The sequence below is a fragment of the Enterococcus alishanensis genome (assembly GCF_019218635.1).
Classification (GTDB): Bacteria; Bacillota; Bacilli; order Lactobacillales; family Enterococcaceae; genus Enterococcus_A; species Enterococcus_A alishanensis.
Map to the genome: position 1 here is coordinate 185,750 of NZ_JAHUZB010000006.1, position 14,475 is coordinate 200,224.

11 protein-coding genes are annotated in these 14,475 nt (G+C 38.3%); 6 read left to right on the forward strand and 5 right to left on the reverse strand.

What is annotated here, in order from left to right; all coding sequences use genetic code 11:
• Nucleotides 1–63: 63 nt before the first annotated feature.
• Entirely contained in the window at nt 64–1,125 is a 1,062-nt protein-coding gene (locus KUA55_RS14570) for an ABC transporter substrate-binding protein (protein ID WP_246601544.1), read from the reverse strand.
• 205 nt (nt 1,126–1,330) lie between these two features.
• Between KUA55_RS14570 and KUA55_RS14575 the strand changes: the two genes are divergently transcribed.
• From KUA55_RS14575 to KUA55_RS14590, 4 genes are all read left to right on the forward strand, one after another.
• A complete protein-coding gene (locus KUA55_RS14575; RefSeq protein ID WP_218327118.1) occupies nt 1,331–1,885 on the forward strand; it encodes an NADPH-dependent FMN reductase in 555 nt (184 codons plus the stop codon).
• A 156-nt stretch (nt 1,886–2,041) separates the two neighbouring features.
• A complete protein-coding gene (locus KUA55_RS14580) occupies nt 2,042–2,749 on the forward strand; it encodes an AzlC family ABC transporter permease (RefSeq protein ID WP_218327119.1) in 708 nt (235 codons plus the stop codon).
• The gene (locus KUA55_RS14585) at nt 2,736–3,065 is read left to right on the forward strand and encodes an AzlD domain-containing protein (RefSeq protein ID WP_218327120.1); all 330 of its coding nucleotides are present in this window, start codon (nt 2,736–2,738) and stop codon (nt 3,063–3,065) included. Before KUA55_RS14580 ends, KUA55_RS14585 begins: the two co-directional genes overlap by 14 nt.
• 2 nt (nt 3,066–3,067) lie before the next feature.
• The gene (locus KUA55_RS14590) at nt 3,068–3,559 is read left to right on the forward strand and encodes a GNAT family N-acetyltransferase (RefSeq protein ID WP_218327121.1); all 492 of its coding nucleotides are present in this window, start codon (nt 3,068–3,070) and stop codon (nt 3,557–3,559) included.
• 31 nt (nt 3,560–3,590) lie between these two features.
• Here the strand turns inward: KUA55_RS14590 and KUA55_RS14595 are convergent, their stop codons facing one another.
• From KUA55_RS14595 to KUA55_RS14610, 4 genes are all read right to left on the reverse strand, one after another.
• A complete protein-coding gene (locus tag KUA55_RS14595) occupies nt 3,591–3,938 on the reverse strand; it encodes a hypothetical protein (protein ID WP_218327122.1) in 348 nt (115 codons plus the stop codon).
• Nucleotides 3,939–4,012: 74 nt separating this feature from the next.
• Entirely contained in the window at nt 4,013–7,660 is a 3,648-nt protein-coding gene (gene rpoC, locus KUA55_RS14600) for a DNA-directed RNA polymerase subunit beta' (RefSeq protein ID WP_281419043.1), read from the reverse strand.
• Between the two features lie 105 nt (nt 7,661–7,765).
• Complete coding sequence (gene rpoB / locus KUA55_RS14605; protein ID WP_218327124.1) at nt 7,766–11,380, reverse strand: DNA-directed RNA polymerase subunit beta; 3,615 nt, start codon at nt 11,378–11,380, stop codon at nt 7,766–7,768.
• 308 nt (nt 11,381–11,688) lie between these two features.
• Nucleotides 11,689–12,042, reverse strand: a complete 354-nt coding sequence (locus KUA55_RS14610; protein WP_218327125.1) for a hypothetical protein — start codon at nt 12,040–12,042, stop codon at nt 11,689–11,691.
• Between the two features lie 117 nt (nt 12,043–12,159).
• Between KUA55_RS14610 and KUA55_RS14615 the strand changes: the two genes are divergently transcribed.
• The gene (locus tag KUA55_RS14615) at nt 12,160–12,888 is read left to right on the forward strand and encodes a glycosyltransferase family 2 protein (RefSeq protein WP_218327126.1); all 729 of its coding nucleotides are present in this window, start codon (nt 12,160–12,162) and stop codon (nt 12,886–12,888) included.
• 150 nt (nt 12,889–13,038) lie between these two features.
• Nucleotides 13,039–14,403: an MFS transporter gene (locus tag KUA55_RS14620; protein ID WP_218327127.1), complete on the forward strand. Its 1,365-nt coding sequence runs from the start codon at nt 13,039–13,041 to the stop codon at nt 14,401–14,403.
• Nucleotides 14,404–14,475 lie beyond the last annotated feature (72 nt).

A 14,475-nucleotide genomic window follows, 5' to 3' on the forward strand; every position in this document is an offset into this window, starting at 1 on the left:
CCTCCTAGTATAGTATGTAAATAGTCTGTGACATCATTCAATCATGCCACAGACTATTTTTAATTATTTATTTGCAGCCATTTCAGCCCATTGGTTTAAGATAGCTTCTCGATCAGAACCAAAAGTAGTCAAATCTTCATCGATTAAATCCTTAGATTCCAATCCTAAATCATAGCCATCAACCCCTGGCATAATAATTTGGTCGGTATCTTTACCATCTAGTTCAGCCAATTCTTTCATATTTTCTGGTTGCAACATGAAATCAATAAAGGCTTCAGCCATGTCTTTTCCAGGGGCATCTTTGAAGACTGCTACACCTTCTGGGACCCAAGGAATACCATCTGATGGATAAACCACTGAAAGATCATTTTCTTCTGCCGCATCAAAGGCAGATTTATCAACTGGAATTAAACCAATCCCAAATTCACCAGCAGTAACTTTTTCTTGTGGATCTTTACCCCGCTGACCATAATAAGGAATATTTTCATTAACACTTTCCCAATATTGCCAGCCAGCATCATTACCATCTTTATCTAAGATACCTTTAACAATCGCATACATTGTTCCTGAAACAGCTGGATCACTCATAATGATTTCATCTTTATATTTTTCATCGGCTAAATCTGCCCAAGTCTCTGGTACCGCTAAGCCTTTTTCTTCCAACACATCATTATTGATCAATAATCCACCCACAGTTAAACCTTTAGACAACCAATAACCTTCTGGATCACGGTATTTTTCATCGATTGATTCAACAGCATCTGATTGATATTGTTCCAACAAACCATCTGTCTTCGCTTGCATGAAAGCATCTAAGCCGCCGCCAAACCACAAATCAGCCATTGGCTCACTACTTTGATCCGCTTGCATCCGTGACAACACTTCGCCACTAGACATCGATAAAAATTCTACTTTGGCACCAGTTTCGTCTGAAAACTTATCAAATAATTCTTTGTAAGCATCAGAAGTTGTTACAACATTTAGCGTTTGACCTTCAAATTGTTTTTCACTTTTGGCAGTTGACGAGCCGGTTGTATCTGTACCACTAGAATCATCACTAGCACCACAAGCTGACAAAGCAAACAAACTAAATAATACGGTAACTAACACACTTAATTTCTTCAAATTTTTTCCTCCTTTAAATTTAGCAAAAATGCACGTAAGCGCTCTTATTTGCATTTTTATGAATAAATAAATTATAACGTACTTCAGTTTCTTAAACAATCGTAAAAAATAACGGTTTCAAAAGATAATAAGCAAAATCTCTTAGTAATAAAATGAGAAATGTTATACTGATTGTCAGTTACTCAAAAGAAAGTTAGGAAAAATAATGAAAATAACACTACTATCCGCCTCAATTACCGGTAGTAAAAGCCGGTTAGCCTTAGAAGATGCTAAAAAATATTTACTCAAACACGCTCCCGTTGCTGAAATTACTTTGCTGGATTTAAAAGAAATGACGATTCTCTTTGCCGATGGTCGTAATTATGTTGACTATCCTGCAGATACGGGGATTTTAACAAAAAATTTAATGGATGCAGATATTATCGTAATTGCAACGCCAACATTTCAAGCTTCAATTCCTGGTACTTTGAAGAATGTTTTCGACTTATTACCACAACAAGCTTTCTTTCATAAAATTGTTAGTCTAATTATCAGTGCCGGCTCACCAAAACATTTTTTAATGGCTGAAAATCAATTAAAACCGATTTTACACTATATGAAGGCTAATACGTTACCAAATTATTTATTTATTGAAGAACAAGATTTTGCTAATGGAACCATCATCAATTCTGAGGTTCATCGTCGTTTAAATAACTTGATGGAAGAAACAATTGTCCTATTCGATGCTTACCAGACGATCTGGCAAAAACAAAAAAAATAATATAAAATTTGACCTGCGTTCGCCGCAAGTCTTTTTTTTCATTCTAAATGACAAATAACACAGAATTATTTAATTTTTTATTCATTTTTTGATATTCATTTCCACATTTTTCTGATAGAATGCTATTCAATAGCTCATTTTTTAGGGGGAGAAATGATGGATGCAAGTTTAGATATAAGAACCGGTGTTAAAGAGACGATGCCTACGGTTTTTGGATACATCGGGATTGCTCTTGCTTTTGGGATTGTTGGCAAAGCAGCTGGACTCAGTCCGCTAATTGTCTTATTGATGTCGATGTTTATTTATTCAGGGACTGCTCAATTTGTTGTGGTTAGTATGTTCATTAGTCATAGTCCATTGCTATCGATTGTATTATCCACACTGTTGATTAGTTCTCGAATGATTTTAATTAGCGTAACTGTCGCTCCATATTTTAAAAATGACAGCCTGTGGAAAAACATTTTATTAGGAACTTTTTTAACTGATGAGAGTTTTGCACTGGGGATGAATAAATTAAATTTCACCAATCATACTTTGAGTTTTCAGTGGTTGAACACAGCTAATGTCATTTCATTTTTAACTTGGTGTTTTTGGAGTTTTGTTGGTGCCATTATGGGAAATTTTGTTGGTAATCCAGAAGCTTTGGGCTTGGATTTTGCGATTGTGGGGATGTTTATTGGCTTATTGTACATGCAAGTCATTGCCGATCGCTCATTGAATCGTAAATTACAGCTAATTGTAATTGCCTTTACTTTATTTTTAACCTATGTTGGCTTTATTTTTATTCCTAGTAGCTTATTGATCTTAGTAGTGACCTTAATTGGTTGCGGATTTGGGGTGGTGATTAAACGTGCCTACTTTTAGCTTTACTCTACTCACTATTTTCAGCTGTGGCATTGTCACTTGGCTTTCACGGGTATTACCTTTTATTTTGTTAAAGAAGTTTACTTTGTCTAAAGGCGTTGCCGAATACCTTAGTTTTGTGCCGATTGTCATTATGTCATCTTTGTGGTTTAGCAGTCTATTTGTTCAAAACTTAGGCCACTTACCCACAGTCAATGTGGAAAACTTATTGGCCTCCCTCCCCACCTTAATTGGCGCCGTAATTTCTAAAAATCTACTGGTGATTGTGATCGTCGGTATCGTTTCACTTGCAATTATTCGTTTAGGAGGATTTTAAAAATGACGGAATTAATATTCAAATCTTATGACCCAAAAAATCTAAGCCAAATGACCGATATTTGGAATGAAGTACTGTTAGCAGGAGATGCTTTTCCTGGTGAAGAGCTCTATTATGAAATAGATTTCCACGAATTTTTGCTGGAACAAACCGCCACCACTTGTCTATTTATTGATGACAAATTAGCTGGCTATTATATCCTGCATCCCAATAATATCGGGCGGTGTAGCCATATTGCTAATGCCAGTTATTGTATAGTACCAGAGTTTCGAGGACAAAAATTAGCTGATCCTTTAGTCAAATACTCCTTAAAAGAAGCTCGTGAATTAGGCTTTGCCGGTATCCAATTTAATGCTGTTGTAGTTTCCAATCAAGCCGCCTTAAAAACTTACACCAAAAATGATTTTAAGTTGATTGGTACGATTCCCGCCGGATTTTTATTGAAAGACGGCACTTATTCAGACATCCAAATTCTTTATCATCAATTCAAATAGTTATCCACTGTGGAAAAAGGAAGTTGAGGAATTATTCAGCTTCCTTTTTCAAGTTATCCACAATCTTTCGAATCGATCGCCGACTCGGATAAAAGCTTCGTTCACCATGTGAATTTCTCCTAGTAGCTTCTAGATCAAACAACCCTAAATCGGAATAGTTTTTTAAATCCTCTGATGTTTTTCCCAATCGATCAGCCAATGTCCACATCTCATCCAAGTCTTGATTTTGTTTTTTATTATAAGCACGTGTTGTAAAAATAAGTATAAACCAATAAAAGATTTGTACGACCCAAGATATTTTTCCAATCCCTATTCGTAGCAAAATTGCACCTAAGACAAAAAGTCCGACAATCAGCCAAATGTACGTACTTTTTTTCATTTGCTTTACCTCCTGTTAAGAAAATCATAACACAAAAAAACTCTTCTGAATTTTCATTCAGAAGAGTTAATTTTTTATAGATTGTTTAAAGCATCTTCAGCAGCCATTTGTGCTTCAATGTCAGAAATTGAATAGACATTTTCGCTAGCAACAACGACTTCTTTTGGCTCCATGTTACGGTATGTTGCCATACCAGTACCGGCAGGAATAATCTTACCGATGATAACATTTTCTTTCAATCCAAGTAATGGGTCTTTCTTACCGCGAATTGCAGCATCGGTTAATACCCGAGTTGTTTCTTGGAATGATGCAGCTGACAAGAAGCTGTTTGTTTCTAATGATGCTTTAGTGATACCTAATAAGACTGGGCGACTTGTTGCTGGTACGCCACCAGTAATAATGGTTTTGTAGTTTTGATCTTTGAAATCAGCAATATCTAGTAAAGTACCTGGCAAGATGTCAGTATCACCTGGATCCATGATCCGGACTTTACGTAACATTTGACGAACCATTACTTCGATATGTTTGTCGCCGATTTCTACCCCTTGCATCCGGTATACACGTTGTACTTCACGTAGCAAGTAAGTCTCAACTGAAATCACATCCCGCACTTGTAATAAGTGTTTAGGATCAATTGAACCTTCAGTTAGGCGAGCGCCACGATGGATCATGTCGCCTTCTGCCACTTTCATACGAGCAGTATATGGAACTGTGTAAGTCCGAGTATCAGTTTCACCTTTGACAGTAACTTCTTTTGTCCGGGTTGAGGCTTCTTCAACGATTTCAGTTACTACACCAGTAACTTCAGTAATCACAGCAAGACCTTTTGGATTACGCGCTTCAAAAATTTCTTGAACCCGAGGAAGACCTTGAGTGATGTCGTCTCCGGCAACCCCGCCGGTATGGAAAGTACGCATGGTTAACTGAGTACCTGGTTCACCGATTGATTGGGCAGCGATTGTACCAACTGCTTCACCAACTTCAACATCATCACCAGTTGCCAAGTTACGACCGTAACAATGTTTACATACACCGTGTTTCGTATTACATGTAAAGACTGAACGAATCGTCACAGTTTCAACACCAGCATCAAGCACAAGCTTAGCATCTGCTTCGCTAATCAAAGCATCTGCGCCTAGCAATACTTCGCCAGTTTCTGGATGACGAACAGTTTTTTGAGTATAACGACCCACTAAACGTTCTTCTAACGCTTCGATAATTTCGTTACCTTCACGAATTGTAGAGATTTCTAGACCACGGTCAGTACCACAATCTTCTTCTCGTACGATTACATCTTGGGCAACGTCAACTAAACGACGTGTTAAGTAACCTGAATCGGCAGTCTTCAAGGCAGTATCGGTCATCCCTTTACGCGCCCCGTGAGTAGAGATAAACATTTCCAAGACTGAAAGTCCTTCTCGGAAGTTTGAGATGATTGGTAATTCCATGATTTGTCCATTCGGAGCGGCCATCAATCCACGCATCCCAGCAAGCTGAGTAAAGTTGGAGATGTTACCACGGGCTCCAGAATCTGACATCATGAAGATTGGGTTTTTCGCATCTAATGATTCCATCAGTTTTTGTTGGATTTCATCTTTTGCAGCATTCCAAACGCCAATTACACGTTCATAACGTTCATCATCAGTAATCAAACCACGACGGAATTGTTTCGTGATAGTACCCACTTGTCCGTGAGCATCATCAATGATTTGATGTTTTTCAGCCAAGGCAGAAATATCGGCAATCCCTACGGTCATCCCAGCCATTGTTGAATGTTTGTAGCCTAAATCTTTCATGCGGTCAAGCATCATTGAAGTGTCTGTTACTTTGAAACGTTTGAAGACTTCAGCAATGATATTACCCAGATTTTTCTTCTTGAATGGTAAGATGACCTCTTGTTCAGCAATTGCTGCTGGAATATCACTACCACGTTCAACAAAATATTTATCTGGTGTTGCTTGCGTCAAGTTTGCATCAGTTGGTTCATTTAGATAAGGGAATTCTTGCGGCATAATATCATTGAAGATAATTTTACCAACGGTTGTAATTAATAACCGTTCTTTTTGCCATTCTGTAAATGGTTTGTCCCCTAAAGTATTTGGATCAACAGCTACACGTGAGTGTAAATGGACATAACCATTGCGCCATGCTAAAACAGCTTCATTCATGTCGCGGAAGATCATGCCTTCGCCTTCACGGCCTTCTTCTTCCATTGTTAGGTAGTAGTTCCCTAAGACCATATCTTGAGATGGTGTAACGACTGGTTTACCATCTTTTGGATTCAGAATGTGGGTAGCAGCTAGCATTAACATCCGAGCTTCGGCTTGCGCTTCTTCACCTAAAGGTAAATGCACCGCCATTTGGTCTCCATCGAAATCGGCATTGTAGGCTTCACACACTAGTGGATGCAAGCGAATGGCGCGACCTTCAACCAAGATTGGTTCGAATGCTTGGATACCTAGTCTGTGTAGCGTAGGTGCCCGGTTAAGTAACACTGGATGTTCTTGAATTACTTCTTCTAATACATCCCAAACGACATCTTCTTGACGTTCGATTTTACGTTTTGCATTTTTGATATTTGAAGCAATTTCTCGCTGGACTAATTCTTTCATTACGAAAGGCTTGAACAATTCGATTGCCATTTCTTTTGGTAAACCACATTGGTACATTTGTAAAGTTGGTCCTACAACGATTACTGAACGTGCTGAGTAGTCAACCCGTTTACCCAGTAAGTTCTGACGGAAACGACCTTGTTTCCCTTTCAACATATGAGAAAGAGATTTCAATGGGCGGTTACCTGGACCAGTAACTGGACGACCACGACGACCGTTATCGATTAAAGCATCAACGGCTTCTTGTAGCATCCGTTTTTCATTTTGAACAATGATATTTGGTGCATTTAAATCTAATAGACGTTTCAAACGGTTATTCCGGTTAATTACCCGACGGTACAAATCATTTAAGTCAGAAGTCGCAAAACGACCCCCTTCTAATTGCACCATTGGACGTAAATCTGGCGGGATAACAGGAATGACATCCATAACCATCCAGCTTGGACGATTACCAGAAGAACGGAAAGCTTCTAACACATCTAGACGACGAATTGCTCGAGTCCGTTTTTGTCCTTGAGCTGTTTTAAGCTCTTCTTTTAATTCAGCAGATTCGCCTTCTAAATCAACTTGATCTAACAATTGTTTGATTGCTTCGGCACCCATTGCTGCGTGGAATTCTTGACCGTATTGGTCACGTTTTTCGCGGTATTCGCGTTCAGTTAGTAATTGTTTCTTTTCTAAACTAGTATTACCAGCGTCAATAACTACATATGAGGCAAAATAGATAATTTCTTCTAAAGCACGAGGACTCATATCTAAAATAAGACCCATTCTTGAAGGAATTCCTTTAAAGTACCAAATGTGTGTTACAGGTGCAGCTAACTCGATATGACCCATCCGTTCACGACGAACTTTTGAACGCGTAACTTCTACACCACAACGGTCACAAACAATACCTTTATAACGAATTCTCTTATATTTACCACAGGCGCATTCCCAGTCTTTGGTTGGCCCAAAAATTCTTTCATCGAATAAACCTTCACGTTCAGGTTTTAAAGTACGATAGTTAATGGTTTCAGGTTTTTTAACCTCACCATATGACCAGCTTCTGATTTTTTCAGGAGAAGCCAAACCTATTTGCATACTCTCGAATTTATTTACATCGATCAAAAGGGTTTCCCTCCATTTCATTTTAAGGCAGGACTAAATCTTTTGGTTTAGTTCTAACGGTTAAGTGGCAGCCGGCTTCACAAGGAAACCGACTGACCGGCTATTTTATAAGTCTTCTGCAGTTTCAATTTCTTGGACTAAGTCAGATTTTTCTTCAGCCACCTGTGCTTTTGCTTGTTGTTCTAAATCTTTTGCTGTTTGTTGTTGCTCAGCAAATTTAGTCAAAGCATCGACAGTGATTAAATCATCATCATCATCATCCATGTCACGAAGTTCGATTTCTTTGTCTTCGATATCTAAAACTTGCATATCTAAACCAAGGGCTTGTAACTCTTTCACTAATACGCGGAAAGATTCAGGTACACCTGGTTTTGGAATTGGTTCACCTTTGACGATGGCTTCGTATGTTTTCACCCGACCAACTACATCATCTGATTTGTAAGTCAAGATTTCTTGCAAGGTATATGCAGCACCGTAAGCTTCTAGAGCCCATACTTCCATTTCACCAAAACGTTGTCCACCAAACTGTGCTTTACCACCCAATGGTTGTTGGGTAACAAGTGAGTAAGGTCCAATTGAACGAGCATGCAATTTATCATCAACCATATGGGCCAATTTAATCATGTACATAACACCGACAGAAATCCGATTATCAAAGGCTTCACCAGTCCGACCATCATATAAAACAGTCTTGGCATCGCCAGCTAGACTTGCTTCACGAACCGTTTCCCAAACATCTTTATCCTGCGCACCATCAAATACTGGTGTCGCAACATGGATACCTAATGAACGAGCAGCCATTCCTAAATGCAATTCTAATACTTGTCCGATATTCATCCGAGAAGGAACCCCTAATGGATTTAACATGACATCGACTGGTGTACCATCTGGTAGGTAAGGCATGTCTTCTTCCGGCATAATCCGAGAAACGACCCCTTTGTTACCATGACGTCCGGCCATTTTGTCACCTTCATGGATTTTACGTTTTTGTACGATATAAACCCGAACTAACATATTTACACCTGGAGATAATTCATCGCCAGCTTCACGAGTAAAGATTTTCACATCGTGAACGATCCCGCCGCCGCCATGAGGCACACGTAATGAAGTATCACGAACTTCACGGGCTTTTTCACCGAAGATTGCATGCAATAGACGTTCTTCAGCAGATAATTCCGTAACCCCTTTAGGCGTCACTTTACCAACTAATAAATCACCATCATAAACTTCAGCACCAATGCGAATAACGCCCATTTCGTCTAAGTTTTTCAATGCGTCTTCCCCAACGTTCGGGATTTCGCGAGTGATTTCTTCAGGTCCTAATTTTGTATCTCTGGCTTCTGATTCATATTCTTCAATATGGACAGAAGTATAAACATCATCTTTTACTAAACGACGGCTCATAATAATCGCATCTTCATAGTTGTAACCTTCCCAAGTCATGAAGGCTACGACAACGTTTTGACCTAAAGCCAATTCGCCATTTTCCATTGAAGGGCCATCAGCTAAGATATCACCAGCTTCAACTTCTTCACCAAGGCCAACTAAAGCACGTTGGTTATAGTTAGTACCTGAGTTTGAACGACGGAATTTAGTAATGTCATATTTATCTAATGCATCGTTTGCGCGACGCACACGAACTTCACTCGCATCAACGAATTCAACGACACCATCGTGTTTACAAATTAAAGCAGCGCCTGAGTCATGAGCTGCTTTATATTCCATACCAGTCCCAACCCAAGGAGAACGAGGGTTAATCAATGGCACAGCTTGCCGCTGCATGTTGGCACCCATTAAGGCACGGTTTGAGTCATCGTTTTCTAAGAAAGGAATACACGCTGTCGCTACCGCAACTACTTGTTTTGGTGACACATCCATGTAATCGATCTTATCTACGGTTACTTCTAAGTTTTCTGAAGTGGCACGGGCCATTACGATATCATCCACAAAAGTACCATCATCATTTAATTTACTGTTTGCTTGAGCCACTACGTAGTGATCTTCAATGTCAGCAGTTAAATAATCAATTTTATCGGTTACGCGACCAGTTGAACGATCTACGCGACGATATGGTGTTTCAATAAAACCAAATTTATTTACTTTAGCGTATGAAGCTAGTGAGTTGATCAACCCAATGTTTGGACCTTCGGGTGTTTCAATTGGACACATCCGGCCATAGTGGGAATAGTGAACATCTCGTACTTCATAACCCGCACGGTCCCGAGTCAAACCACCAGGCCCTAAGGCTGATAGACGACGTTTATGGGTCAACTCACCTAATGGGTTCGTTTGATCCATGAACTGTGACAACTGAGAAGAACCAAAGAATTCTTTGATACTTGCGACAACTGGGCGAATATTAATTAATTGTTGCGGTGTCAAAGTTTCAGTATCTTGAATTGACATTCTTTCACGTACTACACGTTCCATCCGCGCCAAACCAATCCGAAATTGGTTTTGTAATAATTCCCCAACCGAACGAATACGACGGTTACCTAAATGGTCGATATCATCCACATTGCCGATACCTTCCATTAAGTTTAAGAAATAACTCATTGAAGCGATAATATCCGCTGGACGTACTGTCCGAACAGAAGAATCAGGATAGCCATTTCCGATAACTGTAATGACTCTTTCAGGATCTTTTGGAGAATAAACTTTAATTGGTTGAACCACCATATCGTCAGTTACAACAGCATCATCTGATGGGAAATAAGTTACTTTATTTAAACCATTTTCCAAATGTGGTCCTAATTCATCCATCACTTGGTGGGTTAAAACAGTATCTTTTGCAACGATTACTTCACCTGTTTCAGCATCTACTAAAGTTTCCGCTAAAGTTAAGTTTAATAAACGTGTTTTTAAATCTAATTTTTTATTTACTTTGTAACGACCAACATTCGCTAAGTCGTAACGCTTTGGATCGAAGAAACGGGCTGTTAACAAGCTTCTTGAGCTATCAGCTGTTTTAGGTTCACCTGGACGTAAACGTTCGTATACATCTTTCAAACCTTCTTCAGTTCTTGAATCACTAGGGTTTTTGTGTAAATCTTTTTCAATCGTATTGTGTAATGATTCGCTTTCGCCGAAGATTTCCATGATTGTATCATCAGAACCAAAACCTAAAGCACGAACCAAAGTTGTTAATGGAATTTTACGGGTACGGTCAATTCTTACATAAGAAATGTCTTTTGCATCAGTTTCCATTTCCAACCATGCACCACGGTTAGGAATGACAGTTGAACCAAAACCTTCTTTACCATTTTTATCCACTTTTCCATGGAAATAAACACCTGGTGAACGAACTAATTGTGATACGATTACCCGTTCTGCTCCGTTAATAATAAATGTGCCTTGTTCAGTCATTAATGGGAAATCACCAAAGAATACTTCTTGGGATTTGATTTCTCCAGTTTCACGATTGATTAATCGTAAAACAACATGTAATGGCGCTGAATAGTTTGCGTCATGTTGACGTGCTTCTGCAACAGTATATTTAGGCTCTTTCAAATCATAATCTACAAATTCAAGTGACAAGTTTCCGTTAAAGTCATCAATTGGCAAGATGTCTTCAAACATTTCTCGCAAACCCTCATCTAGGAACCATTGGTATGAATCTGATTGGATTTCAATCAAATTTGGTAATTCCAACACTTCACTGATTCGTGCGAAGCTTCTGCGTTCTCGGTGTTTCCCGTATTTTACTACGTGTCCAGCCAAGTTCTTCACCCCTCTTAAAAAGTCTGAAAACTAGCTCGAAAATTAAGTTACATTTTAATTACAAAAATTAAAATTATGTAACAACAGACATTTTTTGCGGCTTTTAGGCGAAAAAAAAACCAAAAATAGAACGTTCTTCGGTTGAAGCTTCTACTTTTGTTTTCCCTATAGAGCCGGAACGGACAATATTTCGCTCCTGCCTTAATCATTTCAAATAGTTTTTGCAACTTCAAATGATACAGCATACGAACAAAAAAGTCAAGGGCTGATGAAGGCCCTTGACTGACTTACATCGTCGCGGTTTCTTTTTATTTGATTTGTTGTAATTCTATTTCTAGTTCACTCACTTTTTCACTTAGTTCAAAGATTTTCCGATCTAACTCTTCGACTTTCTGTCTTTCGGAATAGAGATTAGGTAACCCGCTGTTTTCATACATTTTTACTAGTTGTGGGATCTGATTTTCTTCCAGTGCGACTTGTGTAATCGAAATAACTTTACCATCTTGTACTCTTTCGCTAACAATAGTATGCATCCCGTCCATTTTTTGGGGACCGACAACATAACCAGTTTCACTCTTTTCAATCATCTGATTGTCTCTAAGCCAAGAGTAAAAAGTTTTTTGGTTAAAAGCGTACTTAGTTTTGATACCGTATAATTTCATAAAATCACTCCTTTTATTTAAAATACGTGAAAGCCATTTATTTCATGGTTATTAGTTGTAAATAATGGACATTTCAAAAAGAGTAGTATATTTTCTTCCTATTAAGAAGGTGAAGAAATGAATCAACTAGTCAGTGTGATTGTTCCAGTTTACAATATTGACGCGTATTTAACGAAGAGCGTTGCAACTATTCTGTCACAAACTTATTCGAATATCGAAATTTTATTGATCGATGATCATTCAAAAGATAATAGTTTTCCAGTCATGGAAAATTTGGCTGCTCAAGATGATCGCGTAAAGATTTTTCGCTTGGATCATCATCGTGGTGTTTCTAGTGCTCGCAATTTTGGTATTAAAAAAGCAAAGGGTACGTTTATCAGCTTTGTTGATGGCGACGATTTATTGGCACCTCAGTTTATTGAAGCTTTAATTGAACAGATGAATGATGAGATTGCTTTGGCTACGGTGGGTTATCAATGGGGCTATCGTAATGCTGCTTCATCAGAAAAGGTCCAGTTACTTAGTCGAAAAGAAATCTTCGCTGCGGTGAACTCTTTTGGCAGTCCAATTGGTGGTTATATTTGGAATAAATTATTTCGCAGTGCTGTTTTATTAGATGAGAAAATTCTTTTTGATGAAAAAATAGCTTTGGCAGAAGATCTATGGTTTACTGCTGAATATATTGCTAAAGCGCCCCAAGCTACCTTTAGTTTTCTACCACAAATGCTTTATCAAAAGGTCAATCGACCTACAAGTACGATTCATCAGGCTAGTCGGGATATGCGTCAAATGGAACAGATTATTCGCCGCAAAATTGATACTCTGGGTAAACAAATCAAAAACTGATTTGGGTCTTGACTCTTTTAGTAAATTGTTTTACTTTAAATAGTGAATAAATCGTACAGATAACACAGCGATAAGTTGTGTCGAGAGAGAGGCGGTTTCTATTAATTTAGAAGCCGACTCTCTTTTTTTATGAAATTTTGAGGTGATTGAATGAAAGAGAAAAAAATCCATTTAACGATGGCGGTTTTGGCAACCGGAATAATGTCTTTTGCCGGGGTTTTGATTGAAACTGCTATGAATGTTACTTTCCCCACATTGATTAAACAATTTGGTATTTCTACTGGGACGGTGCAATGGGTAACCACTATTTATTTATTGGTGATTGCCATTATGGTGCCGTTGGCGAATTTTTTATTGAAAAACATGACCTTGCGTCGCTTATTTTTTATCGCTAATGTGATTTTTATTTTAGGTATCGTGACCGATTTCTTGGCCTTTAATTTTCCAATTTTATTGTTGGGACGGATTTTACAAGGAGTTAGTACGGGAATTGCTTTACCGTTAATGTTTCATATTATTTTGAAATACTCTCCGCTAAAAATGCGCGGAACCATGATGGGTTTAGGGACACTAACAACCTCGATCGCCCCAGCGATTGGCCCAACCTATGGTGGTATTTTAACTTCGGCGTTATCTTGGCATTATATTTTTATTTTCCTAGTGCCGGTGCTGTTACTTTCTTTAGTTTTAGGCTTAATTGCCATTCCTGATTTACCAATTGAAAAAAGTGGAAAATTGGATTTGGTTAGCTTGTTAGGTTTGGCTTTATTGTTTAGCGGAAGCTTAATTTTCTTAAATCAAATTGGTAGCTGGTTGAGCATTATTCCTTTAGCTGTCGGTATCTTAGGCTTAGTAATCTTTTATCGCCAAGCAACTCACACAAAAGAACCTTTAGTTAGTTTGAAAATTTTAAAAAATTCAGCTTTTCGGACCTTTTTATTAGCCTTTTTAGTTTGTCAGTTTTTACTATTAGGTGTTTCTTTTGTTTTACCGAACTTTGTTCAAATCGTTTTAGGTAAAGATGCTTTTGTGGCTGGTTTAATGATGTTTCCTGGGGCAACCGTTGGGGCTTTATTAGCACCTATTTCAGGACGGATGCTCGATCAGTTTGGTCCAAAAAAACCAATCTTAATTGGTTTGGCGCTGGCTGCTATTGGCTGGACGGGGTTAACAATTATTTTACGGGCACCGATTTTGTTAGGATTAGTTGCAGGACATGTATTTTATATGATTGGTATAGGTTTTGCTTACAGTAATTTAATGACCAGCGGCATGAGTCAAATTGATGATGCTGATTTTGGCGATGGCAATACAATTTTTAATACTTTACAACAATTTGCTGGTGCTGTAGCGACAGCAATTGTGGCTACCATTATCAATTTTGTCCAAAATCATCAAGCTGATTTAATCAGTGGAACTATTTTAGGTTCTCAATTGGCATTAGCCTTTTTATTAGTCTTATTATTGTTAGTTTTTGTTGCTGTTTGGCGAGAATTTCAGCGTCAAAAAAAATAACTATTTTCGAGCCGCATTTTTTCCAAAAATTTCATGAAAGTGCTAGTATACAGTCATCATAAAGGAGACGAT

Coding starts and splice junctions, on each gene's coding strand:
- KUA55_RS14575 (WP_218327118.1), top strand. CDS start 1,331: ATGAAAATAACACTACTATCCGCCTCAATTACCGGTAGTAAAAGCCGG.
- KUA55_RS14610 (WP_218327125.1), bottom strand. CDS start 12,042: ATGAAATTATACGGTATCAAAACTAAGTACGCTTTTAACCAAAAAACT.
- KUA55_RS14580 (WP_218327119.1), top strand. CDS start 2,042: ATGGATGCAAGTTTAGATATAAGAACCGGTGTTAAAGAGACGATGCCT.
- KUA55_RS14595 (WP_218327122.1), bottom strand. CDS start 3,938: ATGAAAAAAAGTACGTACATTTGGCTGATTGTCGGACTTTTTGTCTTA.
- KUA55_RS14615 (WP_218327126.1), top strand. CDS start 12,160: ATGAATCAACTAGTCAGTGTGATTGTTCCAGTTTACAATATTGACGCG.
- KUA55_RS14620 (WP_218327127.1), top strand. CDS start 13,039: ATGAAAGAGAAAAAAATCCATTTAACGATGGCGGTTTTGGCAACCGGA.
- KUA55_RS14590 (WP_218327121.1), top strand. CDS start 3,068: ATGACGGAATTAATATTCAAATCTTATGACCCAAAAAATCTAAGCCAA.